Below are 15,810 nucleotides of genomic sequence, written 5' to 3' on the forward strand. Positions count from 1 at the left end.
GATGCATGTCATCCTGCACGAGAGGCAAACGACGTCGCGCGAGGCTCACGCCACGCGGGGCACGCCGTGATAGCGCTCGACCACGATGTCGCGCTTGGTGGCATCGACGCGCACGGTCATGTCGTAGTGGCCCTCGTGCAGCTCCTTGGCCAGCACTTCGGCGTTGCGATGCAGCCAGGAGATGCCGGCGCCGTCGGCCGCATCGATGGTGAGATCGAGCGTCGTCCGCGCCGCCGCGAGCCGGTCCTCGATCGTCTGCAGGAGCGCCTCGACGCCCTCCCCGCTCTGGGCCGAGACCAGCAGGCACGGGCGCTCCGGTGGCCGCCGTGCGGCGATGTTGGCGAGGTTCTCGCGCGCCGCCTCGTCGAGGCGATCGATCTTGTTCCAGACCTCGATGATGGTGTCGGTGGCCTCGGGATCGATGCCGAGCTGGCTGAGCACCAGCTCGACATCGTGCTGCTGCGCCTCGGCATCCTCGTGCGACATGTCGCGGACGTGCAGGATCACGTCGGCCTCCAGCACCTCCTCGAGCGTGGCGCGGAAGGCGGCGACGAGCTGCGTCGGCAGGTTGGAGATGAAGCCCACGGTGTCCGACAGCATCGCCTTGCCGCCATGCGGCAGCGTGATCGCGCGCAAGGTCGGATCGAGCGTCGCGAACAGCATGTCGGCGGCCTGGACGTCGGCGCGCGTCAGGCGATTGAACAGCGTCGACTTGCCGGCATTGGTGTAGCCGACCAGCGCCACAACGCGATACGGCACGCGCTGGCGTCCGGCGCGATGCAGCCGCCGCGTCGCCTGGACCTTCTTCAGCTCGTTCTCGAGCCGCGTGATGCGGTCGCCGATCAGCCGGCGGTCGGCCTCGATCTGGGTCTCGCCGGGACCGCCCATGAAGCCGAAACCGCCGCGCTGGCGTTCGAGATGGGTCCAGGACCGCACCAGGCGGCTGCGCTGATAGTTGAGATGCGCGAGCTCGACCTGCAGCGCACCCTCCTTCGTCTTGGCGCGGCGGCCGAAGATCTCCAGGATCAAGCCGGTGCGGTCGAGCACCTTGGTGTTCCAGGCCTTCTCGAGGTTTCGCTGCTGGATCGGCGAGAGCGCGCAATCCATCACCACCAGCTCGACGCCATGGCCGGCGATCACGCCGGCAATCTCTTCGACCTTGCCCTTGCCGAGATAGGTCGCGGGGCGGATCTGCCCGATCGGCGCGGGAATGGCCTCGGCCACGGTCAGGTCGATGGCCCGCGCGAGGCCCGCCGCCTCGTCGATCCTCGCCTCGAAATCACGCATGTCAGATTGGCCTGCTTGCGCGCCATCGTCGCCGCGGCGCGCTCGCAAGTAGGGGCCGACCACGATGACGAGCCCGGTCCCCTTATTGTCATCCGGCCTCGACAGGCCGATGGTCCCTTCGCGATCGCGGGGTTCCAATCAGGTCACTCTCACGTCAGGTCACACTCACGCAGACGCGTCCTCGCCGCCTTCGAACAACTGGATCGGCGCGCCTGGCATGATGGTGGAGATCGCATGCTTGTAGACGAGCTGCGAGTGACCGTCGCGCCGGAGCAGCAGGCAGAAATTGTCGAACCATGTGACAATCCCCTGCAGCTTCACGCCATTGACCAGAAAGATCGTGAGCGGCGTCTTGGTTTTGCGGACATGGTTTAGAAAGGTGTCTTGTAGGTTTTGTGCGCGGTCTGCCGCCATTGTTATTGTCTCGCAGTCTTGTGCTTTTTCTTATTGAACCTTCGATGTCCCGATCGCAGGCCCCGGATTCATCGAGGTGGCCCATGGTCCATTGAGATCCCCCTCGAGGGACCACGGGATGCCGGATTAGAAGACAGGCGAGCATATTAGGCAAGCCGCTTGCAAGGAAGCCGGTTCCAAAACAACCGGATTCATCCGTAAAATTCCGGAAATGGACGAATTTTCCAATGTAAATTCGTCCAGTCGGCAGGTTTGGCCGAGCTGGAGCCTCAGCCGACGCCGAGCGCCTTCAGCTTGCGATGCAGGGCCGACCGCTCCATGCCCACGAACTCGGCCGTGCGCGAGATGTTGCCCGAGAAGCGGCTGATCTGGGCGATCAGATAGTCGCGCTCGAACACCTCGCGTGCCTCGCGCAGCGGCAGGCCCATGATGTGCTCGCCATTGTTGCTGGTCGGCATCGCCGGCACCATCGATCCCACATCCGGCGGCAGCATGTCGGCGGTGATGATCACCTCCGGTCCACCGGCGGCCAGAATCATGACACGCTCGACGTTGTTGCGAAGCTGACGGACGTTGCCGGGCCACACATGCGACTGCAGCACGGCCATGGCGTCCTGGCCGATCTGCCGCTTTGGCAGGCCGGTCGTGGCCGAAATCTGCTCCATGAAATAGTCGATCAGCTCGGGAATGTCCTCGCGGCGCTCCGACAGCGGCGGAACCCGGATCGGCACCACCGACAGACGGTGATAGAGGTCCTCGCGGAAACGCCCGGCGGCAATTTCCTCCTCGAGATTCCGTGCGGTCGAGGAGATGATGCGCACGTCGACGTGCACCTTGGTGGTCCCGCCCGCACGCTGGAACGTCTGATCGACCAGCACGCGCAAGATCTTGTTCTGCGTCTCGCGCGGCATGTCGGCGATCTCGTCGACGAACAGCGTGCCGCCATGGGCCTCTTCCAGCGCGCCGGTCTTGCGCGACTGCTCGCCGTTCGACTGCTCGATGCCGAACAGCTCCTCCTCCATCCGCTCCGGCGTGATCGCGGCGGCGTTGATGACGACGAACGGGCCCTCGGAGCGCGGCGATTGAGCGTGCAGCGAACGCGCGGCAAGCTCCTTGCCCGAGCCCGGCGGGCCGACGATCAGGATGCGGCTGTTGGCCTTGGCGGCGCGCTCGATGGTCTGGCGCAACTGGTTCATCGATGGCGAGCGGCCGGTCATGCTGCTCGCGGTCGGCGCCAGCTGCTTGAGCTCACGAACCTCGCGCTTCAGCCGGGAATTCTCTAGCGCACGCGTGGCAACCAGAATCAGGCGGTCGGACTTGAACGGCTTCTCGATGAAGTCATAGGCGCCGCGCTTGATCGCGGCGACCGCCGTTTCGATGTTGCCGTGGCCGGAGATCATCACGACCGGAAGGTCGGGATGGTCCTTCTTGATCTGCTCGAGGAGCTGCAGACCGTCGAGCTTGGAGCCCTGCAGCCAGATGTCCAGGAACACCAGGTTGGGACGGCGGCTCGTGATCTCCGCGAGCGCCGAATCGCTGTCGCGCGCGGTTCGCGTCGTGAAGCCTTCGTCATCCAGGATGCCGGCGACCAGCTCCCGGATATCGGCTTCATCGTCGACAATCAGAATATCACTCGCCATGGGTCACGCCTGTCTCGTCAGCTGCCGGTTGCGGCTTGGATTTTTGGTTCATCATTGGTCGTTTGAACCGTGTCAGCGGTTTCGCCGCCGGCCTCGGTCTTCTGCGCATTGTCAGACGCCCCCGCCTGCTCCTTCGCTCCCGTCTTCGCGGCCTGGCCGGAGACGGCAAAGCGCAGCCGCATCCAGGCGCCGCGCTGGCCGGGACGGAAATCGGACGCGTCCTTCAGCTCGAGCTTGCCGCCATGGTCTTCCAGCACGCGGCCGACGATGGCGAGCCCGAGGCCGGTGCCCTTGGCGCGCGTCGTGACGTAGGGCTCGAGCAGCCGCTGCCGCGCCACCTTCGGCAGACCGATGCCGTTGTCGATGACGTCGATCAGCACGTCCTCACCCTCGCGCGAGGCGACGACATCGATTCGGCCCTTGCCGAGCTCCGCCTCGGGCACCACCTCGATCGCCTCGGTGGCGTTCTTGATGATGTTGGTCAGCGCCTGCGAGATCAGGCGGCGGTCGAACTGCGCGCGCAACGGGTCCTGCTTGATCTCGGTCTCGATGTCGATCTCGGGATGCGCGACCTTCATCAGGAACACGGCCTGCCGCACGGTGTCGGCGACGTCCTCGCCTTCCATCACCGGCTTCGGCATCCGCGCGAATCGCGAGAACTCGTCGACCATTCGCCTGATGTCGTCGACCTGCCGCACGATCGTCTCGGTACATTGCTCAAATACCGCCTTGTCCTCGGTGATGACCTTGCCGAATTTGCGGCGGATGCGCTCAGCCGAGAGTTGAATCGGCGTCAGCGGATTCTTGATCTCGTGCGCGATGCGGCGCGCGACGTCGCCCCAGGCGGACGTGCGCTGCGCCGAGACCAGCTCGGTGATGTCGTCCAGCGTGATGATGTAGCTGTCGCGCGCCTGGTTGGTCTGCTCGGCGGTGACGCGCACCGACAGATTGCGCTCGTGGCCGTCGCGCTGGATCGTGATCTGCCCCTGCACCAGCCGCTGCTTGCCCTCGCGCGCCGTCTTCATCATGTCGTCGAGCTCGGGCAGCACGTCGGAGAGCGGATGATCCAGCACCTCCTGCTCGGCATGTCCGATCAGCTTCTCGGCCGAGCGGTTGAGGATGCCGACGCTGCCCGAGGCATCGACGCCGATGATGCCGGCGGAGGCCGACGACAGCACCGCCTCGATGAAGCGGCGCCGGCTGTCGATCAATTCGCTGGCGCTGACCAGCTCGTCGCGCTGCGTGCGCAGCTCCTGCGTCATCTTGTTGAAGGTCTGGCCGAGCTGGGCGAGATCGCCCTCCGAGCGATGCACCGGGACCTGGACGTTGAGATCGCCGGTCGACACGGTGTTGGCGGCATTCATCAATTGCCGGATCGGCGCCACCAGCCAGTTGGCGAAGTTCAGCCCGATCAGCACCGAGGCCATCAGGATGGTCAGCGCGATCACCGCGAACATCAGCGCGAAGGCGATCTGGATGCCGAAGCGCCGCGCTTCGACCTGGGCGTATTCGGCGACCGACAGCTCGGTCTGCTTGAGCTGCTCGACGACCTGCGGATCGAGCGGGCGCGCGACGTAGAGGAAGGTGTCGTTGAACGCGCGCAGCCGGATCACCGCGGCGACGTAGTTCGATTCCGGCAGGACCGCGATCTCGGGCTCCTCCTCCCGGACATTGTTGAGGAACTCGGGCGCTGGCGGCGAATAGGCCAGTTGCACCCCACCGGTCTCGGCCCAGACGATCGGATTGGTGTTCTTGTCGATGATCATCGCGCCCGGCAGGTTGCGCGAGGCGGCGCTGGTGGTGAGCAGCTCGCGGAAGCTGGCGCGGTCCTGGTCGAACAGCGGCCGCGCGCGTGCGATGTCGGTCGCCATGCCGATGATGTCACCGCGGATGAATTGCGCGTGCTCCTGCATGTAGGCGCGCGCGATGGTCAGCGAGTTCTGGATCGCGACCTTGGCCGGTCCGGAGAACAGCCGGTCGAGGCCGCGATCGATGGTGACGTTGGCCGCCACGGCGACCAGCACCGCCGGCAATACCGCGATCACCGAGAACAGGCTGACGATCTGCACGTGCAGCCGCGCCGCCGCCCGGCCGCGCCGGCGGGCCTGCACCACCTGCCAGACCTCGCGGATGATGATCCCGACCAGGACCAGGATCGTTCCGGCGTCGATCAGGTAGAAGGTCTTGACGACGTCCGTCGTCGGCTCGACCGGGGTCAGCCCGACCAGCACGATGAAGGTGAGGAAGGCCGACAGCAGCGCGAGCGCCACCGCCACCGGCGCCAGCCAGGTGCGCCAGGTCCAGCGCCGGCCGTCGGTGGACGACGAATCGAAGGGGGTGGCCGAGGTCTCTGCGCTGGTCATTCCGGCAAGGTGGGTGATGCTGAACGCGGCATGTCCGGGAATCGGACTGATGCATTCCTACCACGCTGTTGCCAAATTGCGACAAATCCGCGGCGCCGGAGCGCGTCGCGGATTTGTCTACATTAATTCTCACCTGAGGCGGGCCTGAGCCCGCCGGAAAGGTATCAAATCACCATCAAGCGCCGCTGCGGTACACCTGAATGTCGAGGTCGCGAATCTTCTTCCGCAGCGTGTTGCGGTTGAGGCCGAGCAGATCGGCCGCGCGGATCTGGTTGCCGCGGGTTGCCGCCAGCGCCGCCGTCAGCAGCGGAATCTCGATCTCCTTGAGGATGCGGTGGTACAGCCCCGGCGGCGGCACGCCGTTGGGAAACCCCTGGAAGTGCGACGACAGATAGGCCTCCACGGCACCGCCGAGATTGTCGATCGAGGTCGGCGTGTTCGAGCCGGTCGTCACTGCCGGCGGCGCCAGCTCGCCATCGATCACCGAGGCAGTGATCACGTCCTGCGGATACAGCGCGGCCAAACGCCGGGCGAGATTCTCCAGCTCGCGGACGTTGCCCGGCCAGCGGTGCTGCTTGAGCCGCTCCAGCGCCGCGGCATCGAGCTTCTTCGGCGGCAGCCCGTCCTTCTCGGCCAGCGCGAAGAAATGCCGGACGAGATCCGGCAGGTCCTCGATGCGCTCGCGCAAGGGAGGCAGCCGCAGCGGCACGACGTTGAGGCGGAAGAACAGATCCTCGCGGAACAGCCCCTGCTGGATCAGGATGCGCAGGTCCTTGTTGGAGGCGGCGACGATGCGCACGTCGGTCTTGATCGGGGTGCGGCCGCCGACGGTGGTGTACTCGCCCTGCTGCAGCACGCGTAAGAGCCGCGTCTGCGCCTCCATCGGCATGTCGCCGATCTCGTCCAGGAACAGCGTGCCGCCCTCAGCCTGCTCGAAACGGCCGGACGCTCGGGTGTTGGCGCCAGTGAAGGCGCCGCGCTCGTGCCCGAACAGTTCCGACTCGATCAGGTCGCGCGGGATCGCCGCCATGTTGACCGCGACGAACGGGCCGTTCCGCCGTTTGCCGTAATCGTGCAGCGCGCGCGCGACCAGCTCCTTGCCGGTGCCGCTCTCGCCGGAGATCATCACCGTGAGGTCGGTCTGCATCAGTCGCGCCAGCACGCGGTAGATGTCCTGCATCGCCGGCGAGCGGCCGACCAGAGGGATCGATTCGAACTCGCCGTCGTCGGGCTGGCTCGCCGCACGCTCCTTCGGCTCGGCCAAGGCACGGCCGACGATCGCAATCAGCTCCTTCAGGTCGAACGGCTTCGGCAGATACTCATAGGCGCCGCGCTCCGACGCCTTGATGGCGGTCATGAAGGTGTTCTGCGCGCTCATCACGATGACCGGCAGGTTCGGCCGCATCTTCTTGATCCGCGGCAGCAGGTCGAACGCGTTCTCGTCCGGCATCACCACGTCGGTGATGACGAGATCGCCCTCGCCCTGGCTCACCCAGCGCCACAGCGTGGCGGCGTTGCCGGTCAGCCGCACCTCATAGCCGGCGCGTGACAGCGCCTGGTTCAGGACCGTGCGGATGGCCGTATCGTCGTCGGCAACGAGAATGCTACCTGCAGGCATAGGTGGTCCTCAATTTGATCCCTGTGAGGCATGCAACGGCGTCCCCGAAACGTCATCGCGATGGCCGTGGTCTGGTTGTCTGGTTGCGCTGTACATCGGCATCAGCACCCGGAAGGTCGTCTTGCGCGGCTGCGACTCGCACTCGATGATCCCGCCATGGTCGCCGACGATCTTCGCGACCAATGCAAGTCCGAGGCCGCTTCCGGTCGGCTTGGTGGTCACGAACGGATCGAACAGATTGGGCATCAGGTCTTCCGGCACGCCGGGGCCGTTGTCCCTGACGCAGAACTCCAGCGGCAGCGACACCCGCGATTTCTTGCCGGGCACCGACAGACGCACGCCCGGGCGGAAGGCCGTGGTGAGCTGGATCTCGGCATCCGAGCCGAGATCGACGACCGCTTCCGCGGCATTCTTGACCAGGTTCAGGAACACCTGGATCAGTTGATCCTGGTTGGCGAGCACCGGCGGCAGCGACGGATCGTAATCCTCGACGAAGCGGATGTTGCGGGCAAAGCCCGACTGCGCCAGCCGCTTCACGTGATCGAGCACGGAATGGATGTTCACGGGCCCGCGCGCCACCGGGCGGTCGTCGCCGAACACCTCCATGCGGTCGACCAAAGTGACGATGCGGTCGGCCTCGTCGCAGATCAGGCGGGTCAGCATGCGGTCCTCGGAGGAGGCCTGCTGCTCCAAAAGCTGCGCGGCGCCGCGGATGCCCGACAGCGGGTTCTTGATCTCGTGCGCGAGCATCGCGGCCAGCGCGATCACCGAGCGCGCGGCGCTGCGATGCGTGAGCTGGCGGTCCATCTTGTCGGCGATGGTGCGCTCCTGCAGCATCACCACGATATGGCCGGGGCGCTCCGGCAGCGGCGCGACGTGCAGGTCGACGAGCCGATCGGCGCCGGTGCGCGGCGTGCCCAGATCGACCTTGTACTCGTTGACCGGCGCGCTGGTGGTACGGACCTGGTCGATCAGCGCCAGCAAGGGGCTGCCGAACGGCACCAGCTTCTTCAGCGACTGCCGCTGCAAAAACTGCGTCGAGGAATCGAAGAACGATTCCGCCGCCATGTTGGCGTCCATGATCATGCCATCCGGGCCGATGACGAGGACCGGATTCGGCAAAGCGTTGAGGATGGCGTCGCCATCCGACGGAAGTCGCTTGCGCTGTTCTGCGGCTGAGCTCATGCGGCTGCACTCCAGGCAAAATCGTCGAAAGCCTCACGCAGCGCCCGATGCACCAAGGACGGCTGCTCGGACGTCAGGATACGGTCGCGCCACGCCTTCAGTTTTTCGGCCGGCGCCTGGGCGTGCTGGGCGGCGACGTCGAGCCCCCAGCTGAGATGCTTGCGGGCGTGGCGCAGGCCGACACGCGCGCCATAGTGACGGCAGATCTCGTCATGGAGCGCTGCGAGAAGACTGAGCTGCTGAGCCAGTTCGGGCGCGCCCTCTTCCGCACCGCCGTCGAGCTGGCGGCCGATCTGGCCGGGAAGCCACGGCTGTCCTTGCGCGCCGCGCCCGATCATCACGGCATCGGCGCCGGACGTATCGAGCGCCTCGCGCGCGTCTTCGTAGGTGGTGATGTCGCCGTTGACGACGACCGGCAGATCGACGGCATCCTTCACCGCGCGCACCGCGCTCCAGTCGGCCTCGCCCTTGTAGAACTGCTGCCGCGTGCGGCCGTGCACGGTGATCAGCCGCACGCCCGCGGCTTCGGCGCGGCGCGCCAGCTCCGGTGCATTGAGGCTGCGCTCGTCCCAGCCGAGCCGCATCTTCAGCGTCACGGGCACATCGACGGCCTCGACCGTCGCCTCGATCAGGGTCAGCGCATGATCGAGATCACGCATCAGGGCCGAGCCGGACTGGCCGCCGGTCACGTGCCGCGCCGGGCAGCCCATGTTGATGTCGATGATATCAGCGCCGCCCTCCTCGGCGACCCTCGCGCCCTCGGCCATCCAATGCGCCTCGCAGCCGGCGAGCTGCACCACATGCGGCCCGACGCCGCTCGCCTCGCAGCGCAACCGGGATATCCACCGCCCGCGCACGAGATCGTCGCTCGCGGTCATCTCGGACACCACCAGCCCGGCGCCGAGCTCGGCCGCGAGTCGGCGGAACGGCGCGTCGGTGATGCCCGACATCGGCGCGAGAATGGCCCGGTTGGCGAGTGAAACGTCGCCTATCTTCAAGGCTTTGGCGTGTGTATTGGCCGGACCGGTCACGAACGACTCTTAAAGCTCTTTGGACGCATCATCGCGTCTGCGCTGTACTCTCAAGCACAAATCTTGGGCAGTCAAGCGTCATGCCTACACTTTAGCCAAGACAATCAGCATTTCAAGTGCAGTGCAGCAAAATATGCTTGTTCGGCAGTCATGGTAAACCCGTGAGCCGCCGGATTTTTGCATGGCTCAGCGAGGATGCCCACAGGCGGCGGGCGATCGGCCCGCTCGAGGCCACGGCGCCTCCCGGCACATGCATCGCGATCGCAGTCGCCGCTCAGGCAACGTGTGATCCTGCTCGCTTAACATGTTCTGCAGATGTAAGAAGCCGCGAACCCATCATCTCCCTTTGCATCGATACCCTGTTCCCATGACGACTTCTCAGCGGACTGCAGCCATTCTCGTCGCGGCCGGACGTGGCCTGCGCGCCGGCGCCGGCGGTCCGAAGCAATACCGCATGATCGGCGGCCGCTCGGTCATCCATCGCGCGCTCGCCGCCTTCGCCGATCACCCCGAGGTGGCGGTGGTCCAGCCGGTGGTGAACCCCGACGACATCGACATCTTCAACGCAGCCGTCTTCGGCCTGCGCCACGAGGTCCCAGCGCACGGCGGTGTGACGCGCCAGGCCTCGGTGCTCGCAGGCCTGGAAGCGCTGGCGCCGCACAAGCCCGACATCGTGCTGATCCACGATGCCGCGCGTCCGTTCGTCACGCCCGCCGTGATCTCGCGCGCGATTCGAGCGGCCGGCAAGACCGGTGCGGCGATTCCCGTGGTGCCGGTCACCGACACCATCAAGGAAGTCGGCACGGGCGGCGACATCACCGCGACACCGGAGCGCGCGAAGCTGCGCATCGCGCAGACGCCGCAGACCTTCAAGTTCGACACGATCCTGGAGGCACACCGCCGCGCCGCGCGCGACGGCCTCACCGAGTTCACAGATGATGCGGCGATCGCCGAATGGGCGGGATTGACCGTCGCGACCTTTGAGGGCGATGTTGCCAACATGAAGCTCACCACACCGGAAGATTTCGTGCGCGAGGAAGCGCGCCTTGCCGCGCAGCTCGGCGACATCCGGACTGGCACCGGCTACGACGTCCACGCCTTCGGCGAAGGCGACCATGTCTGGCTGTGCGGCCTGCGTGTGCCGCATAGCAAGGGGTTCCTTGCCCACTCCGACGGTGACGTCGGTCTGCACGCTCTGGTTGATGCAATTTTGGGCGCCCTGGCCGATGGCGACATCGGCTCGCACTTCCCGCCCTCCGACATGAAGTGGAAAGGCGCCTCCTCCGACCAGTTCCTGAAATACGCCATCGAGCGCGTGACCGCGCGTGGCGGCCGCGTCGCCAATCTCGAGGTCACGATGATCTGCGAACGCCCGAAGATCGGCCCCCTGCGCGACCAGATGCGCGCCCGCATCGCCGAGATCACCGGCGTAGACATCTCGCGCATCGCGGTGAAGGCCACCACCAGCGAGCGGCTCGGCTTCACCGGCCGCGAGGAAGGCATCGCAGCGACGGCGAGCGCGACGATCCGTCTGCCGTGGAGCGCCTAGAGGCGCACCACCCTGTCACCGCTCGTGGAGCTTTCGATCTGACGGTCGGATGAGGACAACGCAGCCATGGCCAGCGAACGTCAAATCGGCTCTACCAGCGCGCTGGCCCGCTCGCTGCTCGACCTCTGCCGGTCGCGCAAGCTGATGATCGCGACCGCCGAGTCCTGCACCGGCGGCCTGGTCGCCGCAGCGCTGACCGACATCCCCGGCTCGTCCGACGTCATCGACCGCGGCTTCGTCACCTACTCCAACGAGGCCAAGCGCGCGATGCTCGGCGTCGAGGCCTCCACCTTGCAGACCTTCGGCGCCGTCTCCAAGGAGACCGCGATTCAGATGGCGGTCGGCGCCCTGGAGCGCGCCGACGTCGACCTCGCGGTGGCCATTACCGGCATTGCCGGCCCCGGCGGCGCCACCCCCGGCAAGCCGGTCGGCCTCGTCCATTTCGCCGTCGCCGCCCGCGACGGCCGCATCACCCACCGCGAGCACCGCTTCGGCGCCATCGGCCGCAGCGCCGTGCGCACGCGCTCGGTGCTGGAAGCCCTGCGCCTGCTGATGGAGCTGGCCCGGCCACAGGTTGCTGCCAAGCCCAAGCGCGCCGCCGCCACCCGCCTCCGTCCGCGCGTCGCCCGCGCGCCGCGGCTGCATCCGGTGAAACGGCCACGGCGGCCGCGGACGTAGTCGCTTGTGACGCGCGCAGCTCTCGCCCCATCGTCATCGCGAGCGCAGCGACGCGATCCAGGACTTTTCTCGCTTCAAGACTCTGGATTGCTTCGGCGCAAGGGCGCCTCGCAATGACGTGGATGGAGTCGTGAATTTCAATCAGATGAACGTACCGGCATATCAGCGAAACAGCGCCAGACATCCGTCTCCAACCTGGCGGTCAACGATCTCTTCCATGCAGCGTTTTCGAACGACGCCGTCCGCATTTGCATCGTGACGGCGCTGGATGACGGCACCCTAACGGCACGGGCGCTGACGACCCAGGAAATATTCCGCTTCGGCCGAAGGAGCGGCACGAGCATCACTTTGGAAGCCGACGGCGCCGTCTGCACGATCGACTCGGTCGCACCGCTTTCAGACAGCATCGGCGATACTTTGCTCGGCTACGATCGACGCTGCCGCACGTCCAAAGACCCCGACGCGGGTCGATTGACGGTGGACGAGCGGCGGGCCCTGCTCGACGCCCGACAATTCTACGCGGCAAATCAAATCGATCGACAGACGATGTCTGTACGAGCGCCGGGACGCGATCCAAGACTTTCGCGCTTCAAGACACTGGATTGCTTCGGCGCGACAGCGCCTCGCAATGACCAGATGTTCAATCTTCATTCCGCCCCTAACCGATCTCATCCGGATTGCGCGCCGCGTGACGCACACTGTGAATGACCACCTCGTCGGCAGTAACTTCGTAGTAGATGAGGTAAGGATAAGGATTGATAATCAATCTGCGCAGGCGCGGATGGGTCGATTGAGCACCTGCCTTAGGATAATAAACCAACATGTCAAAGACGGACTTGATCCGCATGTGAACGCGCCTTGCGAATGCGACGCGACATAATCGAGTACGCTCTCAAGCTCGTTCGCTGCGCGAGTCGTGAAGCGAAGCTTCAGAGACCGTGCTTGGCCCATATGGCCTTGATTTCGTCTTCGGTCGCGACCGCCCTTGATCTGCTTGGCGCAGCGATTCTTCCAGCGAAGCAAGGTCGGCAGGAGTCAGCTCAACGCAAGCTTCGTCGTATCCGGTCAACCGTAACAGTACCCGCGCCAGCTCATCCTGCTCTTCGGCCGGAAGCTGGCGTGCGACGTCAAAAGCCCTGTCAAGCAATGTTGTCATGCAGGCAATATATACTGACGAGCCTCCGCCGGGAAGTGTTCTAACGTTTGGGAGTTACCGCAGAACCTCGACGGCTTGATCAAATCATCTTGTCATCGGAGGCACGAGCTGGTGGTGAACGCAAAGATGGTCGGCACGACAGACCCTATGGCACCCGAGGTGATCTGCCGATGGATTGTCCACTCCGGTTCGACGGCCGGTCATTGGGCGGAACGGGCGGTCCAGTTGGCACAACTTTCGCGGGTACACGCTATTTCGTAGTTCAACGTGAGGAGACCGTCTTGCTTCATCGGACCTTCGCCACTCTCGCGCTGCCGCTCCTCCTCCTGACCTCCTCCGCCCACGCCGCTGGCTTGCAGCTCTTAGAGGTCGATCATGGATTTCACGGCATCATCTGGACGCCGTGCGCCGAAGACGCCGGTAGCGTGCCGGTTGGAAGCCTCGCGATCCCAGGGCTGGAGACACTGCCCGGGATAAAGAATTGTCCAATCAAGGGCGCGAAGCTGCCATTGGTCGTGATGTCCCACGGGCGCGGCGGCTGGATCGGTGGAAACCACGATGTTGCGGAAGCGCTGGCGGACGCGGGATTCATCGTCGCGGCGATCAACCATCCCGGCGACAGTGTCGGTGACCTGGCGCAGCGCGACAGCCTGTCGGTCTGGCTCTCACGGCCGCAGGACATCATGCATCTGATCGATTTCATGTTGAACGATTGGACAAGCAGAGCCGCGATTGATCCGGACCGGATCGGCTTCTTCGGCTTTTCGCGCGGTGGCTACACCGGAACCGTTCTCGCCGGCGTCGACCCGGACTTTCAAAGGGTGGCGCACTACTGCACGCAACAGAACCCGTTCTGCGAGCAGGTCCGCAATGGCGAGTTTCCCAGAAGCTGGCCGCACGACGAGAGGATCAAGGCGGCCGTGCTGGCCGACGCCGCCCACACGGTCGGATTCACGCGAGCAAATCTCGCGAGCATCAAGATTCCCCTCCAGGTCTGGCGCTCGGAGCTCGGCGGCAACGGGGTCGATCCGGAAGGGACCGCCCGCGTAACCGCGAGCCTTCCCGGCACGCCCGAGGTCCACACCGTGCCCGCCGCGCATTTTGCTTTCCTCGCGCCGTGCTCCGCGGAGCTCGCGGCCGCCGTTCCGCGCATCTGTGCTGATACGCCTGCGGATTTCGACCGCGCGGCGTTTCACCGAGAGTTTGACGCCCAGGTCGTCAGGTTCTTCTCCGAGAAGCTGGGCAAGTAGGATCCGTGGCAGAACCTGGGTTCCGCCGCGTCGCTCTCAAGCGCGCCAGAACGGGCGCCGGCACAGCCGCCGCGCCTCGTCGCGTGTCAGGCCGTAGTCCTGCAGCACCTCGTCGGCGATCCACGGCAACTCCCGGGCGAAGCGACCGCGCTCGCGCCAGCGCTCCCACCAGAGCCGCAGCAATGACACTGGCTGCAGCTCGGCGCAGCTTTGATCAGGCGCCGGTCGCGCCAAGTAGTAGATCTCAGCGCCGGGCTTGGGCGAGATGGGATGGCTCGCCGAGGGACCACGGCGCCGCTCGTCGAGTTCCTGGAAACGCAGCATATGATGGAGCGGAGTTCGCTCCTCGATGGCGCTGCCCCTCGGATCGTCGGTCGTGCTCGGCATCGCGGGCTCCCCCTTCAAATGAAGAACCTGCCGGCAACAAAAAAAGCCGCCAGGTTCTGGCGGCTGATCGGATCATTTGCTGCAAATCGTCAGATTGAGCGCGATCCTCCCGCCGCCAGCGAGCTACGGTGCGTGATGCGACCAAAACGATGGGAAGCGACGGTGATCATGGCCGGCTCTATAGCTGATCGCCCTGAGGTTGTCATCATCGAATCCGGTGCGAGGCGGGCAAGCGCCTTGCCCGATCTGGTCAGGAGGGAAAAGCACCGACGGTCCGCGCAAGTTGCCGCGCCAACGGTCCGGGCAGAGCCTCATCGAAAATCCGGCTCAGCGTGCGGTAATACCAGATCGTCCCATCCCTTCCACCGGTGAAGCGTTGCCACACGACGTCGCCCACCTCATCAAGGTCGCTCGCGATCGCTTCCGCGTTGTCAACCTTGTCAGCGAGCGAGACCAGCAGCGATGACGCCGGCTTGAGCGGCAGCCGGGCGAGATAGGCTTCCTTCCGCGGGCGCCAGGCCGGCCTCGGATCGCCCCAGGAATCCGTGCAGTCCGCGACGATCCCGGCGACGCGATCGCCAAAACGCCGGCGGATCTCATCCAGCGTGGCCTGCCCGCCCTGGTCCTCGGCGGCGTCATGCAACAGTCCCGCGATAGCCTGCACCTCGCTGCCGCCCGCCGACAGCACGCGGCTGGAGACGCTCAGCAGATGCGCGATGTAGGGCACGTTGCTGCCCTTTCTCAATTGGGTCCGGTGCAGCCTTGTCGCATAGACGAGCACTTCGTCGTAGAGATGGGAGAGTAACATTGCTTGCTTTCTTCTCTGGCTGACGCAGGGTCAGACCGATGGTTCGTCATTGGGGATTGTCGGCATTGTTCCAATCATTGGGCACCACGTCGAGCATCATCCTAGCCGACCCGTCGGGCGAATCAGCTGGCGTGCGGAATAGCGGAGAGCCCGCCTCCGGTGCCTTGCTGCGATCGAAGCGCATCGCGAGGGCGTGCGCCAAGACACTGATTTCCTCAATCCGTTCAATGTCCGACTCACTGTCCAGTCCTGCCGACGAAAATATTCTCGTTTCTATTTTCCAGAATTCATGCTTCCCTCTCGTCATCCCGCCTCGACACGAGGGGCGTATCGCGATCGTCACGACACGCGAGGTGGGGAGGCGATGGCCGCCGATGGGCCGCAGCACGTCTGATGACGTGCGGACGAACGGCTCTTGGCGGACGTGAAGTCGCAGCGTCCTGG

General features: G+C 65.3%; 15 protein-coding genes. 4 read left to right on the plus strand and 11 right to left on the minus strand.

From position 1 onward, the window contains the following. Nucleotides 1-45: 45 nt before the first annotated feature. The 7 genes from hflX to dusB form a co-directional block, all read right to left on the minus strand. Nucleotides 46-1,425, minus strand: a complete 1,380-nt coding sequence (hflX, locus tag QW868_RS00275) for a GTPase HflX (RefSeq protein ID WP_316229656.1) — start codon at nt 1,423-1,425, stop codon at nt 46-48. 27 nt (nt 1,426-1,452) lie between these two features. After that, on the minus strand, nt 1,453-1,701 hold the full coding sequence (gene hfq, locus QW868_RS00280) for an RNA chaperone Hfq (protein ID WP_006613906.1): 249 nt from the start codon (nt 1,699-1,701) through the stop codon (nt 1,453-1,455). 269 nt (nt 1,702-1,970) lie between these two features. Continuing rightward, the gene (locus QW868_RS00285; RefSeq protein ID WP_315738011.1) at nt 1,971-3,341 is read right to left on the minus strand and encodes a sigma-54 dependent transcriptional regulator; all 1,371 of its coding nucleotides are present in this window, start codon (nt 3,339-3,341) and stop codon (nt 1,971-1,973) included. A 17-nt stretch (nt 3,342-3,358) separates the two neighbouring features. Further along, nucleotides 3,359-5,704: a PAS domain-containing sensor histidine kinase gene (locus QW868_RS00290; RefSeq protein ID WP_315738012.1), complete on the minus strand. Its 2,346-nt coding sequence runs from the start codon at nt 5,702-5,704 to the stop codon at nt 3,359-3,361. Between the two features lie 175 nt (nt 5,705-5,879). Continuing rightward, nucleotides 5,880-7,322 (minus strand): nitrogen regulation protein NR(I), encoded by a 1,443-nt coding sequence (ntrC, locus tag QW868_RS00295; protein WP_315711890.1) that lies wholly within the window; start codon nt 7,320-7,322, stop codon nt 5,880-5,882. A 9-nt stretch (nt 7,323-7,331) separates the two neighbouring features. Next, nucleotides 7,332-8,507, minus strand: coding sequence for a nitrogen regulation protein NR(II) (locus QW868_RS00300; protein ID WP_315779974.1), 1,176 nt, complete (start codon nt 8,505-8,507; stop codon nt 7,332-7,334). Continuing rightward, nucleotides 8,504-9,457 (minus strand): tRNA dihydrouridine synthase DusB, encoded by a 954-nt coding sequence (dusB, locus tag QW868_RS00305; protein WP_316229801.1) that lies wholly within the window; start codon nt 9,455-9,457, stop codon nt 8,504-8,506. Before dusB ends, QW868_RS00300 begins: the two co-directional genes overlap by 4 nt. A 448-nt stretch (nt 9,458-9,905) precedes the next feature. Here dusB and QW868_RS00310 point away from each other — a divergent pair, with 448 nt between their 5' ends. From QW868_RS00310 to QW868_RS00320, 3 genes are all read left to right on the plus strand, one after another. Then, nucleotides 9,906-11,087: a bifunctional 2-C-methyl-D-erythritol 4-phosphate cytidylyltransferase/2-C-methyl-D-erythritol 2,4-cyclodiphosphate synthase gene (locus QW868_RS00310; protein WP_316229657.1), complete on the plus strand. Its 1,182-nt coding sequence runs from the start codon at nt 9,906-9,908 to the stop codon at nt 11,085-11,087. 66 nt (nt 11,088-11,153) lie between these two features. Continuing rightward, a complete protein-coding gene (locus QW868_RS00315) occupies nt 11,154-11,765 on the plus strand; it encodes a CinA family protein (RefSeq protein ID WP_315779978.1) in 612 nt (203 codons plus the stop codon). A 255-nt stretch (nt 11,766-12,020) separates the two neighbouring features. Beyond that, entirely contained in the window at nt 12,021-12,473 is a 453-nt protein-coding gene (locus QW868_RS00320; protein WP_316229658.1) for a hypothetical protein, read from the plus strand. Here QW868_RS00320 and QW868_RS00325 read toward each other — a convergent pair. After that, nucleotides 12,424-12,612 (minus strand): type II toxin-antitoxin system RelE/ParE family toxin, encoded by a 189-nt coding sequence (locus QW868_RS00325; RefSeq protein ID WP_316229659.1) that lies wholly within the window; start codon nt 12,610-12,612, stop codon nt 12,424-12,426. The genes QW868_RS00320 and QW868_RS00325 overlap by 50 nt on opposite strands. A gap of 590 nt (nt 12,613-13,202) precedes the next feature. On the opposite strand from QW868_RS00325, the gene QW868_RS00330 reads away from it, so the two are divergent. Further along, nucleotides 13,203-14,171 (plus strand): alpha/beta hydrolase family protein, encoded by a 969-nt coding sequence (locus QW868_RS00330; RefSeq protein ID WP_316229660.1) that lies wholly within the window; start codon nt 13,203-13,205, stop codon nt 14,169-14,171. 36 nt (nt 14,172-14,207) lie between these two features. Here the strand turns inward: QW868_RS00330 and QW868_RS00335 are convergent, their stop codons facing one another. The 3 genes from QW868_RS00335 to QW868_RS00345 form a co-directional block, all read right to left on the minus strand. Then, nucleotides 14,208-14,558, minus strand: a complete 351-nt coding sequence (locus tag QW868_RS00335) for a DUF1127 domain-containing protein (RefSeq protein WP_316229661.1) — start codon at nt 14,556-14,558, stop codon at nt 14,208-14,210. A gap of 250 nt (nt 14,559-14,808) precedes the next feature. Further along, complete coding sequence (locus tag QW868_RS00340) at nt 14,809-15,339, minus strand: HD domain-containing protein (RefSeq protein ID WP_316229662.1); 531 nt, start codon at nt 15,337-15,339, stop codon at nt 14,809-14,811. A gap of 73 nt (nt 15,340-15,412) precedes the next feature. Continuing rightward, nucleotides 15,413-15,673, minus strand: a complete 261-nt coding sequence (locus QW868_RS00345; RefSeq protein WP_315738021.1) for a hypothetical protein — start codon at nt 15,671-15,673, stop codon at nt 15,413-15,415. Nucleotides 15,674-15,810 lie beyond the last annotated feature (137 nt).

Origin of the sequence: Bradyrhizobium sp. SZCCHNR1051 (genome assembly GCF_032489615.1) — a bacterium.
In the GTDB taxonomy this organism is placed as follows: domain Bacteria; phylum Pseudomonadota; class Alphaproteobacteria; order Rhizobiales; family Xanthobacteraceae; genus Bradyrhizobium.

Coding starts and splice junctions, on each gene's coding strand:
- QW868_RS00335 (WP_316229661.1), bottom strand. CDS start 14,558: ATGCCGAGCACGACCGACGATCCGAGGGGCAGCGCCATCGAGGAGCGA.
- QW868_RS00285 (WP_315738011.1), bottom strand. CDS start 3,341: ATGGCGAGTGATATTCTGATTGTCGACGATGAAGCCGATATCCGGGAG.
- QW868_RS00315 (WP_315779978.1), top strand. CDS start 11,154: ATGGCCAGCGAACGTCAAATCGGCTCTACCAGCGCGCTGGCCCGCTCG.
- QW868_RS00310 (WP_316229657.1), top strand. CDS start 9,906: ATGACGACTTCTCAGCGGACTGCAGCCATTCTCGTCGCGGCCGGACGT.
- dusB (WP_316229801.1), bottom strand. CDS start 9,457: ATGTCGGGCATCACCGACGCGCCGTTCCGCCGACTCGCGGCCGAGCTC.
- QW868_RS00290 (WP_315738012.1), bottom strand. CDS start 5,704: ATGACCAGCGCAGAGACCTCGGCCACCCCCTTCGATTCGTCGTCCACC.
- QW868_RS00325 (WP_316229659.1), bottom strand. CDS start 12,612: ATGCGGATCAAGTCCGTCTTTGACATGTTGGTTTATTATCCTAAGGCA.
- hfq (WP_006613906.1), bottom strand. CDS start 1,701: ATGGCGGCAGACCGCGCACAAAACCTACAAGACACCTTTCTAAACCAT.
- QW868_RS00345 (WP_315738021.1), bottom strand. CDS start 15,673: ATGACGAGAGGGAAGCATGAATTCTGGAAAATAGAAACGAGAATATTT.
- QW868_RS00300 (WP_315779974.1), bottom strand. CDS start 8,507: ATGAGCTCAGCCGCAGAACAGCGCAAGCGACTTCCGTCGGATGGCGAC.
- ntrC (WP_315711890.1), bottom strand. CDS start 7,322: ATGCCTGCAGGTAGCATTCTCGTTGCCGACGACGATACGGCCATCCGC.